Annotated in this window: 12 protein-coding genes and 1 pseudogene; 8 read left to right on the top strand and 5 right to left on the bottom strand. The window is 58.5% G+C overall.

From position 1 onward, the window contains the following. Positions 1–344: 344 nt before the first annotated feature. The 4 genes from E3T51_RS03495 to E3T51_RS03480 all read left to right on the top strand — a co-directional run bounded on the left by E3T51_RS03495 (position 345) and on the right by E3T51_RS03480 (position 4,088). Complete coding sequence (locus tag E3T51_RS03495; RefSeq protein WP_233193068.1) at positions 345–548, top strand: hypothetical protein; 204 nt, start codon at positions 345–347, stop codon at positions 546–548. A 568-nt stretch (positions 549–1,116) separates the two neighbouring features. Next, complete coding sequence (locus E3T51_RS03490; protein ID WP_158251184.1) at positions 1,117–3,039, top strand: ATP-binding protein; 1,923 nt, start codon at positions 1,117–1,119, stop codon at positions 3,037–3,039. Continuing rightward, on the top strand, positions 3,036–3,428 hold the full coding sequence (locus tag E3T51_RS03485; RefSeq protein ID WP_104082774.1) for a hypothetical protein: 393 nt from the start codon (positions 3,036–3,038) through the stop codon (positions 3,426–3,428). Before E3T51_RS03490 ends, E3T51_RS03485 begins: the two co-directional genes overlap by 4 nt. A 279-nt stretch (positions 3,429–3,707) precedes the next feature. After that, positions 3,708–4,088 (top strand): hypothetical protein, encoded by a 381-nt coding sequence (locus E3T51_RS03480; RefSeq protein ID WP_134527580.1) that lies wholly within the window; start codon positions 3,708–3,710, stop codon positions 4,086–4,088. 451 nt (positions 4,089–4,539) lie between these two features. Here E3T51_RS03480 and E3T51_RS03475 read toward each other — a convergent pair whose 3' ends face one another. Beyond that, positions 4,540–6,348: a hypothetical protein gene (locus E3T51_RS03475; protein WP_134527578.1), complete on the bottom strand. Its 1,809-nt coding sequence runs from the start codon at positions 6,346–6,348 to the stop codon at positions 4,540–4,542. Beyond that, positions 6,345–7,388 (bottom strand): tyrosine-type recombinase/integrase, encoded by a 1,044-nt coding sequence (locus tag E3T51_RS03470; RefSeq protein WP_134527576.1) that lies wholly within the window; start codon positions 7,386–7,388, stop codon positions 6,345–6,347. Before E3T51_RS03470 ends, E3T51_RS03475 begins: the two co-directional genes overlap by 4 nt. Positions 7,389–7,606: 218 nt before the next feature. Here E3T51_RS03470 and E3T51_RS03465 point away from each other — a divergent pair, with 218 nt between their 5' ends. Continuing rightward, positions 7,607–8,266, top strand: coding sequence for a DEAD/DEAH box helicase family protein (locus E3T51_RS03465; protein WP_166806369.1), 660 nt, complete (start codon positions 7,607–7,609; stop codon positions 8,264–8,266). Between the two features lie 18 nt (positions 8,267–8,284). After that, entirely contained in the window at positions 8,285–9,886 is a 1,602-nt protein-coding gene (locus tag E3T51_RS03460; protein ID WP_134527572.1) for a type I restriction-modification enzyme R subunit C-terminal domain-containing protein, read from the top strand. 168 nt (positions 9,887–10,054) lie between these two features. Here E3T51_RS03460 and E3T51_RS03455 read toward each other — a convergent pair whose 3' ends face one another. From E3T51_RS03455 to E3T51_RS03445, 3 genes are all read right to left on the bottom strand, one after another. Further along, positions 10,055–11,416: a phospholipase D-like domain-containing protein gene (locus E3T51_RS03455; protein ID WP_134527569.1), complete on the bottom strand. Its 1,362-nt coding sequence runs from the start codon at positions 11,414–11,416 to the stop codon at positions 10,055–10,057. Continuing rightward, positions 11,409–14,771: an AAA domain-containing protein gene (locus E3T51_RS03450; protein WP_134527567.1), complete on the bottom strand. Its 3,363-nt coding sequence runs from the start codon at positions 14,769–14,771 to the stop codon at positions 11,409–11,411. The genes E3T51_RS03455 and E3T51_RS03450 overlap by 8 nt, the downstream gene beginning before the upstream one ends. A gap of 711 nt (positions 14,772–15,482) precedes the next feature. Further along, on the bottom strand, positions 15,483–15,803 hold the full coding sequence (locus tag E3T51_RS03445) for a hypothetical protein (RefSeq protein WP_206751171.1): 321 nt from the start codon (positions 15,801–15,803) through the stop codon (positions 15,483–15,485). 597 nt (positions 15,804–16,400) lie between these two features. On the opposite strand from E3T51_RS03445, the gene E3T51_RS03440 reads away from it, so the two are divergent. Beyond that, positions 16,401–16,967, top strand: a complete 567-nt coding sequence (locus E3T51_RS03440; RefSeq protein ID WP_134527563.1) for a hypothetical protein — start codon at positions 16,401–16,403, stop codon at positions 16,965–16,967. Positions 16,968–17,230: 263 nt separating this feature from the next. Beyond that, a pseudogene (locus tag E3T51_RS17585) lies at positions 17,231–17,933 on the top strand (ATP-binding protein); the annotation flags it as partial. Between the last annotated feature and the right edge of the window lie 563 nt (positions 17,934–18,496).

The following is an 18,496-nucleotide window of genomic DNA, read 5'->3' as shown; positions in this document are numbered from 1 at the left end:
TTTTCGATGTCGGTGAGTACTGAGTATTTGAGGACTTGAGCACCCACTCAATCGTGCGGTTCAGCACCTACCGGTATCAGTCCCTCGACCGTGCGCGACAGTCTGTCATTTACAGCCATGCCGACTTCTACAGATCCGACCATCTCGTCATTCAGTGGGCGAAACCCTGACGCCCGACGAGCGGGTCCAACTACTCCAAATCGTCAAAGGGACGGGGACGAGCAGCTCCGACTGAGAAGGTTCCACTGCGCGCTTGTGGGCACGCCGAGGGGCGCCGTCCCTTGGTTCGTCAGCTCGCGGAGGATCTCGATGTCGCTCCTGGCACCGTCGCTAAGGCGTACAAAGTGCTTGAATCCGAGGGCTACCTCACTGCCCGCACTGGCGGAGTAACCCGGGTCAGCCGGAGCACAACGACGTCGCTCCCAGTGCTGGAAGCCCCTCGCCAACTTGCCAAGACCAGCACCCGTGCAGGCACTAGCCTGGACGGCACCATCCGCATCCTCCGTGCGATCTCGCACGAAGAATACTCCGAACCGGGACTGACCTGATGCGCTCTCAAGGCTGCCCGCACCCATGGAGATCCCCTCTACTCTCGAGTCTTCCACACATAGAAATGCCTGTTCCAGGTCGACCAGGCTGCCCCAGTTCTCACGACTGTGGTGTCTCATAACTGACCTGTTTCGTATCGCACGAGATACAAGACCCTGACTGCCCTTTGACGCAACGCAGAGAACCGGGTCGATGCGCCAAACAGCGATCACAGAACGCCGCCACTAAGCGCTAACACTCAATCAATTCCCAGATTAATCTCGACACATCCTTGACATTCATTCTTGTGGGCGTGACCCTGCTGGCGATTGGTTAGGGCTATGCCGGGTGCGTAGAGGCGATAGATTCCATTCGGAAGGACAATCCGAACGATGGAACGCACGAGTTGCCTCCCACGCGTGTCTCACTCTCATGCCTGATGTCGGTGCTATTTCGGAGGTGATTAGCATCGCTGGTCGCCGCGCTGCTTCATGTTGCGCCTTGACCAGTCCGCTTTTGCGGAGTCGGCCCAAATCCGGCAGGCTCAGCCTTGGCACTTGAATGTCAAGTTGTTGTCGAGGGGGACAAATGCGCATTGTGGGTATTGAGCTAGAGGGTTTTCGCGGATATCTGACATCGAGTTACGTGTCGATCGATACGTTGACTGTGTTTGCCGGCAAGAATGACGCTGGAAAGAGCAGCATCCTGGAAGCTATGAGGCTGTTCCTGGACAAGGGAAAGCCGGACGTCTCTGACTATTCGGTTCATGGGCATGGAACGATTCGCATCACGTGCACATTCGCTGACCTTCCCCCTGAGCTGGTCATCGACCAGACTGCGGTGACGACCCTCCAGGATGAGAAACTCCTCGACGCTAACGGCCACTTGGTGATTAGCAAGACCTGGACCAGGGGGCGAGCCAACCCCGAGATTTTGGCGCATGCTCTACACCCGGTCGTCGATGGCGGCCCAACGCTTATCGGCCTGAAGCACGCGCAACTCAAATCCCTCGCCTCGACTCTTGATGTTGTCGCGGAGCTGGAGGATCGACGCGTGAACCTGAACTATAGGCAGGCGATCTGGCGCGCCTGGGAAGCCAAGGGGCTCTCGTCGCTGCAACCGACGATCATCCCGTTGAACTCAGAGGACGGGAAGCACGTTGCCAGCGCTCTGGAGAGTGTCTTTCCCCTGTTCCACCTCTTTCAAGCTGACCGGCTGGGGGCGGAGTCCGATGAGGTTGCCCAAGACCCAGCCAAGCTCATAGTCAAGGCCGTGCTCGATCGCCATACGGCTGAACTCACGAAGCTTACGAGCGATGTTAAGGCTGAGATTTCAGAACTTCTCCTGGAAGTCGTTGGGAAATTGGAGGAATTCGCACCAAATCTTGCGGCCAAGCTGATTCCGGCCAACCTAGACCCCGTATGGCAGAAGGCATTCTCGTCCCTACAATTTGTCGACGAGAACGATGTTCCCCTTGCGAAGCGTGGCAGCGGGACACGCAGACTGGTTCTCTTGAGCTTCTTTCGGGCGGAAGTTGAGCGAGGATATGAAGAAACGGATGAGTGGCGACGGGGCGTCATCATCGCAGTGGAGGAGCCCGAGACGGCTCTCCACCCGGATCTTCAGCGCGAAACTGTTTCCGCTCTAATTGAAGTTGCGGGGCTCGCAAACAGGCAGGTTTTGATGACGACGCACAGCTCGAACTTGGTGAGGAACATACCGATCGCAGCCGTGCGTTTCGTCGAGGAGCAGCAGGGGAAGCGCGTGTGGAGTTCCAGTGACACATCCAGCGAGCGGTTCGTTCTCCAGCAATTGAACAAGGCGATGGGGACTTTCGCGGATCACAATGTGCGTTGCTTCTTCATCGTTGAGGGCAAGAACGATATCGGCGGTCTACTGGCACTGAGCGATGCGCTACAAGCCGCCCGTCCCACTGAATATCCAGATCTTCGCCAAATGGAAACTGACGGTGAGCTTTGCTTCATACCTATCGGCGGCTGCGGCGCCGCTGCTCTTTGGGAGAGCCGCCTGTCGCCGTTTAGTAGGCCTGAGGTTCACCTTCTTGATTCCGATCGCTTGGTTGAAGGGTCGGCTCTGAAACCCGAGATATCCAAGTACCTAGCGCGCTACAACACCGACGATCACCTGTCGTCACACATGTTTGTTCTGACCCGGCGAGAGATGGAAAACTACCTCACTATTGAGGCGATCGAAGATGCTTTCAAGGGTGCAAACCCAATGTTCCCGAAACTATTCCGGGAAGCTGTCGAAGGCCACGACTGGGGATATGTCGACGTGCCGGAGACCGTCGCAAGAGTGCTTCACTCTCTCAATTCGGAGGTCGAATGGTCACTCGCTTCTGACAAGAAGCGCAGCGAGAAGGAGTCTGACGTGAAGAGGAAACTAGTCCCATGTTTCGGGCACCCGTCTGTGGCGGAGGCTCTTTTGGCCCTCGGTGCCGAGCGAGATCTTCTTTTGGCCGTTGCGACGGTGGCGGATGTGGCAGCGTGAATCCGGGGGCTTCGGCCACTACCCGCAACCAACAACTCCTTCTTGTAGCCAATGGATTCTTTGGAGCTCTTGCAGCGGAGGGCGTTGTCGAGTTCAACCCATCGATCATGGACTTTGAATTTGCGTTCGGGAAAGCCTGGCGAGCCTGGCGTTGCGCGAGCGTCTCGGAATTCCCGACGTTCGCACTGGGGAAGAATCGGTTTCGCGACGTTTTGTTCCGCGTCAGTCGATCCAGTTCTCCTTTTGCCACCTATCGTGACGGTATCGAAATGACGCCGAGTGGGCTCACGCCCCGCGAATACCTCGCAATCTGGGCGCCTGAAGTTACACCAGAAGACTGGATCGCGTTGGCCCAGCTGTATCTGTCAGGACGAGAAAGCAACAGGTGAATCTCAGCTTGATTTTGGGGCTGAGAGATGCTTTCGCCGTGAGGGAGAGCTCGGCCGACCAGGCAGGTTCGACCCAACTGTGAGGAAATCAAGAACTTGACATAATCACCGTTATCGGCCCTGAGTATTTGACAAGTTATTTATCAAGCGAGCGACCCCGTGCCGGTTTGTGGTGTCGGGTTAGTCCGGGATCCGAAAGGCGCGAGCCTGAGGCGCATCGGCTCTAGCGCCGCCACAGGCTGCAGTTTTGTTGACCTGCGCCGACATGGCGCTGAGGAGGTGGATGAGCTCGTTACAGGCCGGGTTTCCACACTCAAAACGCCTGATGTGGCCGATGCGCGTCCTCTCGCAGCGCTGGTGGCACTGGTAGCAGACGGGCAGGCCCATGATGATGAGCAGGTGGGGATCGGTGAGCTTCTCGAAGGTGGGGTGGAAGCGTTAGACGCAACTGCCGGTCGCGCACGCCCACTCATAGGCAAAGCTGTGAGTGTTCTCTTCTGCGCATATTGGCGTGACCGAAACTTTCACGGCAGCGACTGCGGCGTCGTCAGCAGAGTCAATCATGAAGAGAGTCGTGCCCTCTCCGGCCTGCAGAACTTGGACGAGGCGAACGCGAGCTTGTCGTCGCCAGGCTTCGAGGAGGATCATCGCGGCGTTTAGACTTTATTCTTCGTCCGCGAAAGCGCATTTAGGTGTGCGCGTTGACGTAGTGGTCGATTCTCTATGTGCTGGCCGTGGCAACATTTTGGCAACATTTGAACCAGAATACTTCAAATTCAACCGGGCTCAGATGATTGAAAAGTCGCGTAATTCCGCGAATTTCGGGCCGATCTCGCTGCCTCGTTGAGGCAGTATTAGGGTTCAAATCCCACCGTCTCCGCAGCCAGGAGTTTACGTAATTCCGGCGTTTAGTTTACGAAATTCCTGCGGCAACAAAAAACCGGCGATCGCATCGCCGGTTTTCTGCGTTAAGGCGCCGATTCTGAGAGTGCTCGGTCCAAGAAACGCTGTGATCCGGGCGTGATCGGCGGTTAAACACCGCTTCGCCCTGTTTTTGGCAGGGCGAAGCGACTTTTAATGCAGGTAAAGGAATTGTTGACGACCGGGCGGCCTAGCTGGGTGGTGGTGACGGCGCCGTGTCGGTGGGTGGCGTCGCCGCAGTGATTTCAGCGCTGGAATAGTACGTGCTCGCGAAGGACTTGTTCTTCGTGGTAATGGGGACTCGGGCGAGCTCACTTTGAATGAACGTCAAAATCTTTCGGATGTTGGCTGAGACGAGTGCGAGTGTCACGGCCAGCGATGCGAAGGTGTTGCCGCGGGCGCGCCGTTTCATGGGGGAGGCGATGTCTTCGGTTGCGGAGTCCTTGATGAACGCGTTCTGCGATTCGACGGTGTTGCGCAGTGCGTAGAAACCCTTCCACACTGGACTTTTGTGGGGGTAGGTCTGCCCGTACTTCAGGGCTTTGTCCTTGGCGGGGTCTTTCCCGGCGGGTATCACGACGGTCTTCTTGCGGATGGGCTCGATGAGTTCACCGGTCTTGTGGTCGAAGGCCAAATCGTCGTAGTTCTTAGGGTCAGGGTAGAGGTATTGGCGTGAGCCGTCGGGCCGGCGCTTGCCCTTGGGCTTGGCGCGGTACTTTTCACGTTCGGCGATTCGCTGGTCTCGCAGTTCTTTGGCTTGACGCACGGGGTTTGAGTCGCTGGAGAGGATGGCGTCGTCTTCCGGCGTTTCCTCGTCAACGGGCACGCCGGTGTCAGCAGCCTTCCGGTCCTTTCGGTACAGGTCGAGGGCGTGAATCAGGTCCTGGGGCATGTAGTTCACGTACCACTGGCCGCCGACTTGGATGAGGTCCTCGTAGAAGGTGGTCTGGCCTTGTTCGTCTTTGTCGTAGTCGAAGACCGGCTTGGCGCCAATTTTCGCCAGAGTGGCCTGCAGGGTGTCGGCTGTGCTGCGGGGCAGGTATGCGCGGTCGGCCATGAAGTGCAGAATGGGGAAGCCGGCGGCGAGAATCGCCTTGACCAACCGGTTGCCCTCCCCGGCAATCATGCCGGGTTTGTGAAAGCTGACGCCATGGGCGAGCAGGGGAAAGGTTGCGCGTTCCCCCGGCGTGTTGGCGGTCATCGTTGCGATTTCAGCTTCGATGGCCCACGCTCGCTTGTCCTTATACGTGGTTCCGCTGCCATCGTGGTTGCCATCACGTACGTACCAGCCGCCGTCATAATTGATGCTGCAGTGGGCCCCGTTGGGGTTCTTCCTGCTCGGGCCGCCGAGCCATCCGTTGTGAGGAATCTGCGTTGCGTCGAGGGCTGTGTTGCCTTTGAATCGGCGGCGGAGTGCTCGAGGCATGAGCGCGATGGACCCGTGGAGCAGCCCGTTGCAGAGGGTGGAGAGGCGAGCCTGCTTGACGGCGGTGTCAGCTGGGTCGCGAGCGGCGAGAATCTCCTTGTATTCCTGGCGGCTGGGCAGTTTGCGGCGGTTGCCGGGGAAGGGGTCGATGAGGCGTTGCAGTCTTGAGACGGCCCGCCAGAGGCGGTCGTACCAGAAGGCATGCTCGACGTCGTGAACGCGGATGCCCAGGCTTTCGCGTTCGGCATCCGTCAAACGCAAAATCGTCGCGGCCATGTTGTTGAACCGGAGGTCACTGTCGATACGCATTTGGATGAGAATCACTGCGAGGGCGGCATGTTCGTCGATGGTCTGCTTGCGGCCTCGGGGAGAGATGAAGCCGGATTCGTGGCGCCATGTCTTGATAAGCGCACGAACTTTCGCGGACTCAAGAACACGGATTGTCTCGCTCACGTAGACCCGGAGGGGGTCTGTCGTGATGCGGCGCATATACATGGCGTTCGTCATGCCAAATGCCTCGAGCATCCAGGCTTCAGCGTCGTGCACGCGGGCGCGGTCGATGCGCGGAATCACTTGTTCAGCTCCCCGCGCAGGTGCTGACGGTAGGCGACGGTGTCCAGCTTCGGCACAAACTGCAGGAGCCGGGCCAGGTTCTCGAATTTTCCGACGCCGCTGGCGGTCATCAGCGCGCGCATGTCGGTGCGGGCGGCCAGGTGTGTCACAATCCAGGTCGCTCGCATGCGGTTGGTTTGCGGCCGTGGCATTCCGTGCGGCTGAACGCTTTGTTGAATGAACGCGGTGACGAGGTTCTTGCTGTTGTTCTTACGGGTCGGGCTGCCGAACACGCGGTCACCGGCGTCGAGGCCGGTGACGGCCACACGCAACCAGGGTTCCCAACGGGCCAGAAGCGGTACGTATCGGGCATTGCTGCCGCGCACGGACACGAGTACGCCGTGGGCATCGAACTGGATATCCTCGCGCCGCGCTTCACATACCTCGTTGGACCACAGGCCGCCCCCGGCGCAGAGCGCCAACAGAACGGTCGCGTTGCGTTCCCGACCGGGTGTGTTCTGTCCTCTGGCCCAGAACTCGAGCCGGGTCAGGTCCGCATCGGAATAGGGTTCCATGCTGACGCGTGAGTTCAGCGCCGTCAGCTCTGCCTCGGGGCTGTCGGGGAGGAGTATCTCGGAGATGCGCAGCAGGATGGCTCGGTAGTTGCGGCGTGTTCCCTCTGCCTGGTTCATTACCTCGCTGGTGTACCGAGAGATGAGTTCGAGGCGAAAGATAATCTGCGGCTGCAGCGGGAGGCTGGCGATGTTTACTGCCCAGTCCACGTAGTGCGAGCAGACGATGAGCAGGCGAGACGTCGTGTACGCACAATTGGGTGCGGTGACAGCGACGGCGTCTTCGACGAACTCTCGGATGCGTTCCCACCGCTGCGGCGACATCTCGGGCTGGTACCGCACCATCACGGTGACGCACTCTGCCGGAAGGACTGAGTGAATGCTGGGCGCGATGCCTGTCGGGTCGTCGGTGCGGTTGGTGCGTCGCAGCCGGCCGAGCCGGCTGCCGATGAATCGGGCGTCGAAAACCCACGGGTCGCTCCAGCACATCCTCGTGATGCAGGTCGAAGACTGGAAGGGGCTGTGGGCGAGGGCATGGTGTTTCCTGGTCCTGGTCCTGGTCCTGGTCCTGGTGCTGGTGCTGGTGCTCTCGCGCTGTGGGCGCGTGGGATGTTCGAAGTGGACGGTCGAGTCGACCGGGGCCGAGCTGGAAAGCTTAAGGCGAAACGCAGCACGAGTATGCAGGGATGGGGATGAGGATGAGTTGGGTGAGGTCATACGGTCTCTATGCGAACCGACATAAAATCGTCACCGACGTGCTCATGCGGGCCAACTGGGCCAAACGGGTGTTGTTCCTCGCCGATCGGATCGCCTTGGTGAATCAGGCGGCGGGGGCGTTCAAAGAGCACCTGCCGGATGCGGCCCCGGTGAACCTGCTCACGGACCGTGATACCGACGGGCGTGTGTTTGTCTCGACGTACGGCACGATGATGGGTCTGATAGATCAGGGCGGTTCCACAGCCGACGATGCGGGCGGGGGGCTGCGCCGGTTCGGCCCCGGCTACTTCGACCTGATCATCGTCGACGAAGCGCACCGGTCGGTGTACCAGAAGTACGGCGAGATCTTCTCCTATTTCGACTCCCTACTCGTGGGCCTGACCGCGACGCCGAAGGATGAGATCGACCACAACACCTACAGTCTCTTCAACCTTGAAGACGGGGTCCCCACCGATTCGTATGAGCTCGGTCAGGCCATCGCCGACAAGTACTTGGTGCCGCCCGTGGCGCGGCCGATCGCGCTGGGGTTCATGAACCGCGGCATCCGTTACGCCGACCTGAGTGCTGACGAGCGCGACCAATGGGACATGCTCGATTGGGATGACGGCCTCGTTCCCGACGCGATCGATGCGGCTGCGGTGAACAAGTGATTGTTCAACGCTGACACCGTGGACAAGGTTCTGGAAGTACTCATGCGCGAGGGGCGGCGGGTGGCCGGAGGTGACCGCCTCGGCAAGACGATTGTCTTTGCGAAGAACAATGCGCATGCCGAGTTCATCGCCGACCGGTTCAACGTCAACTACCCCGAGTTCGCCGGGCAGTTCGCGCGAGTTCTCACCTACAAGACCGAATACGTGCAAAACCTGATCGGCACCTTCTCCAAGACCGACGGGTCGCCGCGGATCGCGATCTCGGTGGACATGCTCGACACGGGCATCGACGTGCCGGACGTCGTGAACCTGGTTTTCTTCAAGCCCGTGTACTCGAAGACCAAGTACTGGCAGATGATCGGCCGCGGCACGCGCCTCCGCCCCGACCTGTATGGGCCCGGCGCCGACAAAGAAGATTTCATGATCTTCGACGCCTGCGGCAACATCGAGTTCTTCAACGCGGAGATGACGGACGCTGCTGCCAGTCAGGTGGAACCGCTGCACCAACGCTCCTTCAAAGCGCGGATTGGTCTGCTGCGGGCGCTCGACTCCCTCGCCTCACCCCACGAAAGCCAAATGGCTCTGCGGTTGTCGCTGGCTACCCGGTTGCACGACACCGTCGTCGGTATGAATCACGGCAACTTCCTCGTACGAAAGCACTTGCGCCAGGCTGAACATTTCGCCACCGCCAGCGCCTGGCTCATCCCGACGGCCGTAGATTTGGATGCTGCCGCCGAGCACCTGTCGGGGCTGCCGTCGAGCGTGCACGCCCTCGACACCGATGAAGACGCCAAACGCTTTGACCTGTTGGCGCTGCGGGCCCAGCTCGGAGTCGTGAGCCTAGAACCGGAAGATGTAGACGCATTTGCTCATGCCAGGGTACGGCTGCAAGCCATTGCCGAAGCGCTCGGTGAGCAACGCAACATCCCGGTGATCAAACAGAACCTTGAGCTGATTCAGGCCGTGGCCAGTGATGAGTGGTGGGACGGCGTGACCGTCGGCATGCTCGAGCTGATGCGGTTGCGGCTCCGCGCTCTCGTGCGCCTCGTCGAAAAGACGAAGCAGGCCATCGTGTACACCGACTTTGAAGACACCCTCGGCGAATTTGAGTCGGCTGAGGTGCGGATCGTGACGCCCGGTGTCGACCGGGAACGCTTTCGCGAGAAGCTCCTGGCGTTCCTCCGCGAGCACCAGGACCAGGTCGTGCTGCACAAGCTGCGCATGGGGCGCCAGCTCACCGCCCTCGACCTGGCCGAACTCGAACGCATCCTGACCGAAACCGGCGGGTTCTCACCCGCCGAGATCGCTGCGGGCGCCACCGAAGCCAACGGACTCGGCCTGTTCATTCGATCGGTCGCGGGTATGGACCGCGGCGCCGCGTCTCAAGCGCTCGATGCGTTCGTCAGCAGCGCAGCTCTGACTGCCAACCAGCTGGCGTTCGTGACGCTAATCATTGAGCAGCTCACGCAGCGCGGTGCTGTGGCGACGGGTCTGCTATACGAAGCACCATTCACTGATTACGCGCCCCACGGGCCCGATGAGCTGTTCACCGACGCTCAGGTCACCAACCTGATCGACGTTCTGCGGCAGGTGGCAGCGACCGCTGCCGTGGCGTCGTAGGCACAAAGGTTGTGCCGCGCTCTCAGCTGCGCCCGGTGAGCGGCGTGGTAGCCGGGAGGGGACAGGCCAGAACCTGACATATGGACTGTTATCGGTGGTCTCACATTCCACCTGATCGGTCGCGAACGCATCCGCACCGCTAATTGTTGCGCGATGCGTCGACGGGATTTACAGGCGAACGGGGGCGGGGGGATTGATGTCGGCAAGGCGCTCCCGATACTGGGCATATTCCCTGTCTGCGTGTTCGTTGCTCTTCACCAGCGTTCCCTCCTCCATCCGGTACGTTCGGTCGGCAGCACCTTTAAAAGACAGCCAATTAAAGCTTGTAGAAATCCAAACGTCGTCGAAAATCAATACCTTCGCGTGCGTGTTGGGGTGCCGGATCAAATTGAAGTTCTTCTTAAATCTGCTCTGCAAATTCGACAGCTTACGCAATGCGTGCGCGTCAGAGCCACGATCATCGTCACCGTAGCCATGGACAATATCGAGCTGAACTCCTCTCCGCAGTGCGTTTTCGGCAGCTGCTAGAAACTCGGTCGTCACGACTGCGCCCTTGACCCACGGTGAGACAATCAGGATTCTTTGCGTCGCTGTTTCGAACGCTTCCCTGAGCACGATTCGGTGTTCGTACATATCCAAACTGCGAACGAGCAGGCTCTCCTCAATTGGCGCGGCCGTCAAGACCGAGAGTAAGTCAGGAATTGAGGCTGGCTCTATCGTCTGAATTCGCGCGACCTCGAGAGCAGGGTCCAGCTCGGTTCGCGAGTCGCCAGCATGGACTGATATGCCCAACCGCTCAGCTCCGCCTGCCTCCTCCAGCGCAATATCGTGAAGGCTGCTGGATGCGTCGTTCACGACGACAGCGAGCTCTGCGGCTGACCCGCGGGATTCATTTGCAAAGACCAGTAGCCAGCATCGTAGATATCTGTGCACGGACGCCTTTGTGCGAATTACGCGGAGAATCTCCAGCTGCCTAGCATTCTCCAGGTCCCCTTGGAGTAGAAGATTAAGCGAACGAGCGGTTACTTCGTCACCTGCAATATGTTTCAGGTGGCGAGCAGGCAGCATGATACGACCCTCGTCCACGGCGAGGGACTTGTTGATGATGTCATCCCTCGCGTAGTCAGCGACGCGCCAAAGCATCCGATCAAATGCCGGTTTGATGCTGAGCTCAACTGGTGTCACCGCTGAAAGGTCTTGGGCAACCTGCTCGCCTATGGCTGTGAGAGTTGCCGTACGCAGGGTCGGGTTGTACCGAAGGTTGCCCGCTGTAGCCAGATCCACAATCGACGCAGCAATCAAGCTTTCCTCGAGCCCTAAGAGCCCTCCGATATCGGAGACTGCCCTTAGCCCGCCACTGATCGCGCGTATCACGAATTCATCGAGCAGCGGCAGTGGCTTTTTTTCTTGAGCAAGAACAGTCGTGTTCAGGATTGTGATCGGAAGCGCTGCAGGCTCAACAGAAACCAGTCTCAATCCAGGCCGCTTGTTCGCGAATTGCCTATAGAGAGTGGCGCTCGCATCATCCATTGTTAGACCGAATTTCACAGGTGTCTACGTTTGATCGCATGTACTGGAGGACCGAACCAAGTCCGCCGCTGCTCCAGAACGAAGCGTCACCCACGATCGTGAGGCCGAAGCGCGCTCTCGACACCGCGACGTTTATTCGCCTCCAATAGTCGGGGCCCATGAACCCCATACCGCCGTGCGTATTGCTCCGGGTGGTGGAGAATAATGCGATGTCTGCCTCTTTGCCTTGCACAGCGTCCACTGTTTCTATGGTGATCTTGAGATTTGAAAACCGCTCTCGTGCGAGGCGGCGTCGGAGCTGTTCGATTTGACTGCTATATGACGCGAGGACCAAAACATCCAAGACTTCGGCGTTGGGCGGTAGCTGAACGATGCCCGTCGCGATCCCGGCGTCGATGGTGCCAAGCCGATGCGCAACCAATTCGGCCTCAGCCCGATTGATGAAGCGTCCCTTTGATCCGGCCTCAGAAGACTCAAGACGTTGTGCGCCCTGCGTCGACGTATCAAGCCAGAGGACGGGTTTTCCGAGGGACTCATAGCCCGGTAGCCCCATGACGTTCGGCGACCTAAGTTCGCCGGAATAGAAGCAGGTAGAAACGAGATCACCGATGGGTTTGATCATTCGGTGCTGCTGAAGGAGAGCAAATTGATTCGCCTCCGGTAGGCGCTCGACCAACCTTTGAAAAAGAGACTCTTTGACGTCTTCCTGAGTGAGGCTGTATTGGTCCAGTAGGTCTTGGTTTTGCAGAAGTTCCTCGTCCGAGGGTGGCAGCTGGTTCAGGTCCCCGACCAGCACGAATCGTTTTGCACGGACCACTGGGACCAAGGCCTCAGTGCTCGTTGCTTTGGAGGCCTCATCGACAATGCAAACGCCAATTTCGAGATTGCGTACGAGAGGATTGCCCAGAAATCCGATGCATGTACCCGCAATTACGGAGGTTGTTTTCAAATACTCTGCTGCCAGGCTTGAATCCGATTCGACGCGTTCCAACCACTCTGATTGCAGCTTCAACATACGCAGCAGATGCGGGGCCGCGTCAGAACGATCGCTAAGTAATTCGATCGCGGCCTCAACATCGTCAAGGGCAGGATCGTCCCCCAAAGGCACCTCTCCGTCGAGAAGGGCGAGCGCGGAGTTCAGGAGTGCTCGCTCATTTTCCCCTGCGGAGTCGAGTTTGTCCTGAAGTGTGACGGCATCGTTTCTGAGTCCCAGCTCACTCGTCATTGTGGACTGGTCACTTGAAGCACTCGGCAGTCTGGACCTAACGTATTCGCTGTTCTTCATCGAAGAACGAAGTGTGTGAAGGAGTGACATTGCTTTGAGATTCTTGACCGAAAGTCCTGCTTGTCCCGAAAGTGCCGACAAATGATCTTCGGCCCGCTGCCGGACGAGCGAGGCCCAGACGCTGAGCTGCCTGTGCAGTACGAGATGCTGCGACGACATACCAATTCTGGCGTCGTCTTCCTTGCCGAGGCGCACGAGACCAGAAAGTCCCGCGTCATCCAGTCTGCTGAGGGCATTGTCTACGGCGACGTGCGTCTGGCTGACGATTAACACGCGGGCGTCGGGCTCCCGTGCTAGGAGCTGGATCACGAATTCCGCGATGAATCGCGTCTTTCCCGTTCCAGGGGGACCTTTCAAGATCACGCACTCGGGTGCCCCGAGCGCACCGCGAACCGCGGCCCGTTTATCGTCGTCAAGATTCGTGACCCACTCCGGTTCTTCGGAGGCCACAGGAGGAAGGGCTGTCGTCGGGTCTTCGAGCAGGCCTTTCAGCCACTGTGCCGCACCGGTTCCTGTCTCAAGTGCGCTTACGGCATCGCTCTGTCTTTGTAGACCTACTTGTGAGGAACCGAGGTGCGGTTCCAGGACGCCCGCTTTGGAGAGAGAAACGGGCGCTTTACCCGACCAACGGAGCACTATTGCTGTGTCGGACTGGTCAACTATTTCGCCTCGGGCTCGTCCGCCGCGTCCGACATCGGACCGACGGACTTGCCACTCCGACCCGACGAGGTCCTCTTCAGGCGGTCCATTGAGTTCGAACCTGGTGCCGTAACGCGTGGGTTCCGACGTGACGTAGGTGAGCGGTTTACGATCACCGCGTTCCAAGTCCTCGCGCGCGTTGAGCAGGTTCCTCCAAGTGGATGTCATCGTGGATGAGTCTGCGCCGGTGTCCGCTGACGGATCCATCGAATCGGCGTCGTAGTATGCATCAAGTCGATGCTGCAAGATCTCAAAGCCCGGGTTGCTTCTGGCTTGCGTGAGCGACCAGTTAACACTTGCGGGCAGTCGAAGCGAACGATCACGCGTATGCTCAAGGGCTTCGTATTCTGGGTTCGTGGCGTCGACCACCATCAGCGCGCCCGCCGGGCCGTCGGCTTTGAGGACGTAACGTGTCGACTCGCCCAGGAGAATCAAAGTCTCTCGATCAAACCTCTCCTGATCGCGGTCCCATCCATAACTAACGAAGGTATCGCCGGACACGTCTGTCTGGACAATGGACTTTGTCTGCTCTGGTGTCGAGAAAGGTCCCCCGATCTTCGTCGTTGCTGCGCGAGTTAGATGGAGATTTACGGTTAGGGAACTCGAATGGCGCTGCTGGTCCGAGCGGATCATGGATTCTAGTTCCGCTGCGAAGACGGAGCCGTTCGCTGGCCTGACATCGGGGTCCGCGTCAATACATCGAAGTAGAAGCTCCTTGAGGCTGACCGGAATGAGCATCGATTCAACCGCTGAGGCAAGTTGATATGCGTCCTGAATGTCATCAGTGCACACCGCTCGGATAAAGACTACGGCCAGCGAGTAGACATCACGAACGTAGGGGACGGCGGATCTTTCAGGCGGAGTCCATATTCCGGAACGAAATCCGTGGATCGTCATTTCTGATTCGTCTTCGTTGTTGGCGCGTGATTTTCCCACTCCGAAATCAGCGAACAGCGGCACACCGTCAGCATTGATCAGGATATTGGCTGGCTTTATGTCACGATGCTCTTCCTTGTTCAGATGCATGTAGGACAAGCCATCTGCCAGAGGCCGAACGATCTTCGCCAGCATTTCGTCCCAAGGGATTGAACCTCGGTCTTGAAGCACGGTTTCCAGCGAATCTTCAATCCAGTCCAGAACGATATACATCCGACCATCTTCGTCGTAACCGGAAGTGCGATAGCCGACGATGTTGCGATGTGTTAGCCGTTTCAGGGCTCCCGTTTCACGCTCGAAGATCTTTGAAGCTATTTCGTCTCTGAACAGGCCTTCTATTATCTTCACGGCCACGATCTGCGCGTTGTGCGTGTCGATGCACTTTATGACGCTCGCCTGGCCGCCAGTTCGTTGTTTGGTGTCCTTCGCCGGCAAGTATCTGCCTGCTATCAAATTATCTAATATGTTCACAGACACGTTGGTCCCCCATGTCGAGTCAGAAGCCGTGCACGAAGGATCGTTCCAGAAAGTGGAGCGCTCTTGTCCGGCGGACCGAAAAATTCGGCCCAACCGATGGGAACGACCCCGTTGCAGTCTCGGTGTCCAACACCATCAGGGTATCGGGCGCAACGCCCGATTTCGGCTCGCGCCGGATTTTAGTCTCAACATTGCGAGACGAGCGTCTGATTCTTCTCGCGCTTACCTCCCCAAGCCGATGGTTTGAGCGAAGTGATCGACGGGTGTGGAGGATCGTGTTTGATCTAGCGAGGTCTGGGCAATTGAGCCAGAAATTCAGCTGCGGGATCATGGCCGCAATTCGTGGTGCCTACTGCGGTTCCTCCTACCCGGCGATGCGCGAATCCGTATTTGGCCCTAGGCAAACGACTCAACGATGTCGTGTGACGCGAGCCGCGCAATCAAAAGTCAAACCCGATGTAATCGAAACCTGTGGGAACTCCTTAGACGCCCCGCACATCGCTTATTACAATCCCTGAGTTCCCGGTTGGCACGGGGCCAAGATTCGACGCCCACTGTCGCGTTCTTTAGATGACCGTCACGAACGAGCCAGCAGGATGTCGCTACATGCGGCTCTTCCGCCACTGAGATTCGGCTGGCCCGGTGGAGCCACGGATCGACGGCTTCGTCTCATGTTGCAGCCAACTGATCCACGACATTCCCGATGGACTTCGTTGTAGCAGCGAGGTCGCGTAACCATTTCGCGACAGGCTCGCCGACAGCGGGATCTTTCAGGACGACCTTGAGCGCCGCCACGGCAACGAGCCCGCCGCCAGCCAGTAAAACCTTGCGGACCGTGGCGTCCTGCCCAATTACTCGGATCAGACGAATGGAGTGATCGGAGAAAGTTGGTGCGATACCGAATTCGATCAAGGACGAATTGACCCGGTTGCGGCCGGGCAAGATCGTTGTGCTTGGTGGGGTGGATTCTGTCTCAGTTGTCGTCGCCAAGCAGCTCACCTCATTTTTGAGGTAAGCACCGCCGTCTCTTGGGCTAGAAATTGTCGAGCGGTATTCCGCAGCGCCACATTGTTGTTCAAAACGCCTGTGGATAGAAGCGCTGAGTATTAGCCCTGCTGGGGGCCACCGATATGGACTTTGGCGACCACCGGGCGGTGTGGTCAGTAGCGAGCTCGGGGCCACCGAGTATTGCTGTTGGGGGCTATCTGCTTCCTTCTGCCGCGTGTATTGGCACGCGGCAGAAGGAGTAATCAACAATGGTACGAAGGATCAACGCGAAGCTCGTGCTTCAACTCCGCGCCGAGAGGATGAGGCCGATTTTCAACCGTGCCCGAAACCGCGAAACACACTCAAATCAAGCTCGGACGCTCGTCACAGGTCGGCCAGTGGATCGAGGCTAAGTCCATCGGGCAGCTCCCAACTTGTATCCTCATTAAACAGCGACCAACGGAGCGTCGATCGGAAAGCGGCGAGGAATCATCTACCTGCACTTCGTCCGATTCATGTTCTCCGCGATTGCGATTGCGATTGCGGTTCGATCGTTGAGTTGCCAGTGGGGCAGCGAGTAAGTGAGGGGATGAGGGCACCATGGCTGAAGCCCAGTCAAAGCGCGGGGGCGTCCCGCGGGACGTTCTCCTAGTCGAATACTCTGCGGCCAACGATGTCTATTTAACCTACGACGGTTTCAGATGGCAGGCAGGATCGTTCCTAATCGCCGGAGTGTTCGTCTACTGGGGCTTCCTCATCCAGTCCACGCCCTCGGAGATGGTCGTTGGAGTGTCCTCCGTTCTCGTCGCATCTTTGATGTCGTGTTGGCTTCTCTTTGCAAGCCACTATCGGCAACTGTACTTATTGAAACTTCGCCGTCTTCATGAGATTGAACTCCTACTGGGAATGGAACAGCATCTCAGATTCACGCCTCTCGCGCGTGGATTACAGTACAAGGCGCAAGGGATTAGGGGTCATCACATTGACAATGTCGTCTATGTCCTAACCGCAGTCGGTGGCAGCGTACTTGCCATTGCGAAGAATGGATTCTCATATTGGGATCTGGCGGTCTTCCTCCTTGTGCCCTTTGTCATCTGGCGGGCAACTCGCAATGAGGGTGAGATGAAGAAAAACCTCGGCCCGTTGGTGCGCCCCTCCGAGACTTAGTCGTTGAGGGAGTCGAGGCCACAACCTCGGCTGGTCCGCGTTCGTGTCCGGCCGCCCTGTCGCCGTCGCACCCTCCTCGGAATTTGGCACACGACATCCTCGCTGCAGCCATTCGCACCCCCGGTATGCGCACTTACAGCCGATCTTGGAAACCGGGCAAGACAAACCAGGAACCCGCAGGATTTCGCGCTCCCAACCCACCGAACCCGAAACCGGCGGATATGTTCGCGGCGCCAATCACTCTACGCCGGAGGCGGTGCACGATGAGCCGGATCGATATCGAGACCAAACTCAAGCTCCGCGAGATGGGAGTGACCACTTTGTTGGACGCGTTCGACGCTCAAGACGACGTCCTGACGCTGGGTTTGGCGTTCGAGGAGAAGATCAAACTGACCGTCGATGATGCCCATTCCGCCTTCACCCAAACCAGAGTGGAGGGGCTGATCTGTCGGGCGAACCCGCGCTATCCCAACGCTGACCTGCTCCGCTTGGACCTCGTGGACGAGCGCGGTCTTAACCGGTCGATGATCGCCGGCTTGGGCACGTGCTCATTCATCGACCGGCAGCAGAATGTCGTGTCCTAGGGCTTCACCGGGTCGGGAAATCGTGTCTGGGCTGCGCGCTAACGAAAGCGGCCTGCCTGCACCTGGTGCGAGCGCACTACATCCGGATGCCAGAGATCGAAGAGGCCTGGCAGCTGGCCCGCGATAAGCCGTCCGGGTCAACGAAGTTCCTGAACAAGTGCGAAGCGTTCACGCTGTTTGTGATCGATGAATGGCTTCTGGCCGAGCCGACCGAGCGCACCGGGAGCATGCTGTTGGAATTTCTCGAGCGACGCTCCGACCAGGCATCAACGGTGTTCTGCACCCAGTAGACCAGAAGGACTGGCACCAGCACCGTAGTTTTGGCGTTCACGCCGACGCGATCACGGACCGCATCGTGCACAACACCGTCTGGGTCGAAACCGTTGGACCGTCGGCCAGGTCACGGCATAGAGACTCGCGCGGTCGAGCGCCGCTGGCCCGCGGCCGCGCGATTACGCGGAAACCAAAGGCAATACCGGCGGCCCCCGAAGGCAATATTCCCTGGCCCCACAGCCTCGAATACACAGCGCAGAGTCAGGCGACACGGCGGGTGTTGTGGAATTGGTTCCGCGATGTGATGGAAAAGAGATACGGGTCGGTCGATTGCTTCTGCGCTGTGACAGGGCAATCGGAATTACGTAAACTACCCGCAGTCATTTGAACCCCTGAATCCCATATAAACACTGGGAGTCAGGGGTTGTTCTTTGTCCGAAAATTCTAGGCGGCATCCATCGAGTACGGGCTCAAGCGGACGCGTCGAATCCATGAACGGCAAGACGGACTGGTCCACGGGCCTGATGGCATGCCGTTTGCTCCAACCATTTTGAGCGCGAACCAATACACCGCCCGGACGCTAACAAGTGCGGAATTGGTGCCGCTGTCGACGACGACGCTCCCATCGTCGCGAAATCTGCCGGAGTCTGGTCGCGAATCGTGACGGCCGCG

Source organism: Cryobacterium serini (assembly GCF_004404025.1).
Lineage (GTDB): Bacteria > Actinomycetota > Actinomycetes > Actinomycetales > Microbacteriaceae > Cryobacterium > Cryobacterium serini.
This window is presented reverse-complemented; position numbering and strand designations above follow the sequence as displayed.

Bases quoted from the DNA above. Each gene is read 5' to 3' on its own strand.
- E3T51_RS03440 (WP_134527563.1), top strand. From the start codon at position 16,401: ATGGCTGAAGCCCAGTCAAAGCGCGGGGGCGTCCCGCGGGACGTTCTC.
- E3T51_RS03455 (WP_134527569.1), bottom strand. From the start codon at position 11,416: ATGGATGATGCGAGCGCCACTCTCTATAGGCAATTCGCGAACAAGCGG.
- E3T51_RS03470 (WP_134527576.1), bottom strand. From the start codon at position 7,388: ATGTGCTGGAGCGACCCGTGGGTTTTCGACGCCCGATTCATCGGCAGC.
- E3T51_RS03490 (WP_158251184.1), top strand. From the start codon at position 1,117: ATGCGCATTGTGGGTATTGAGCTAGAGGGTTTTCGCGGATATCTGACA.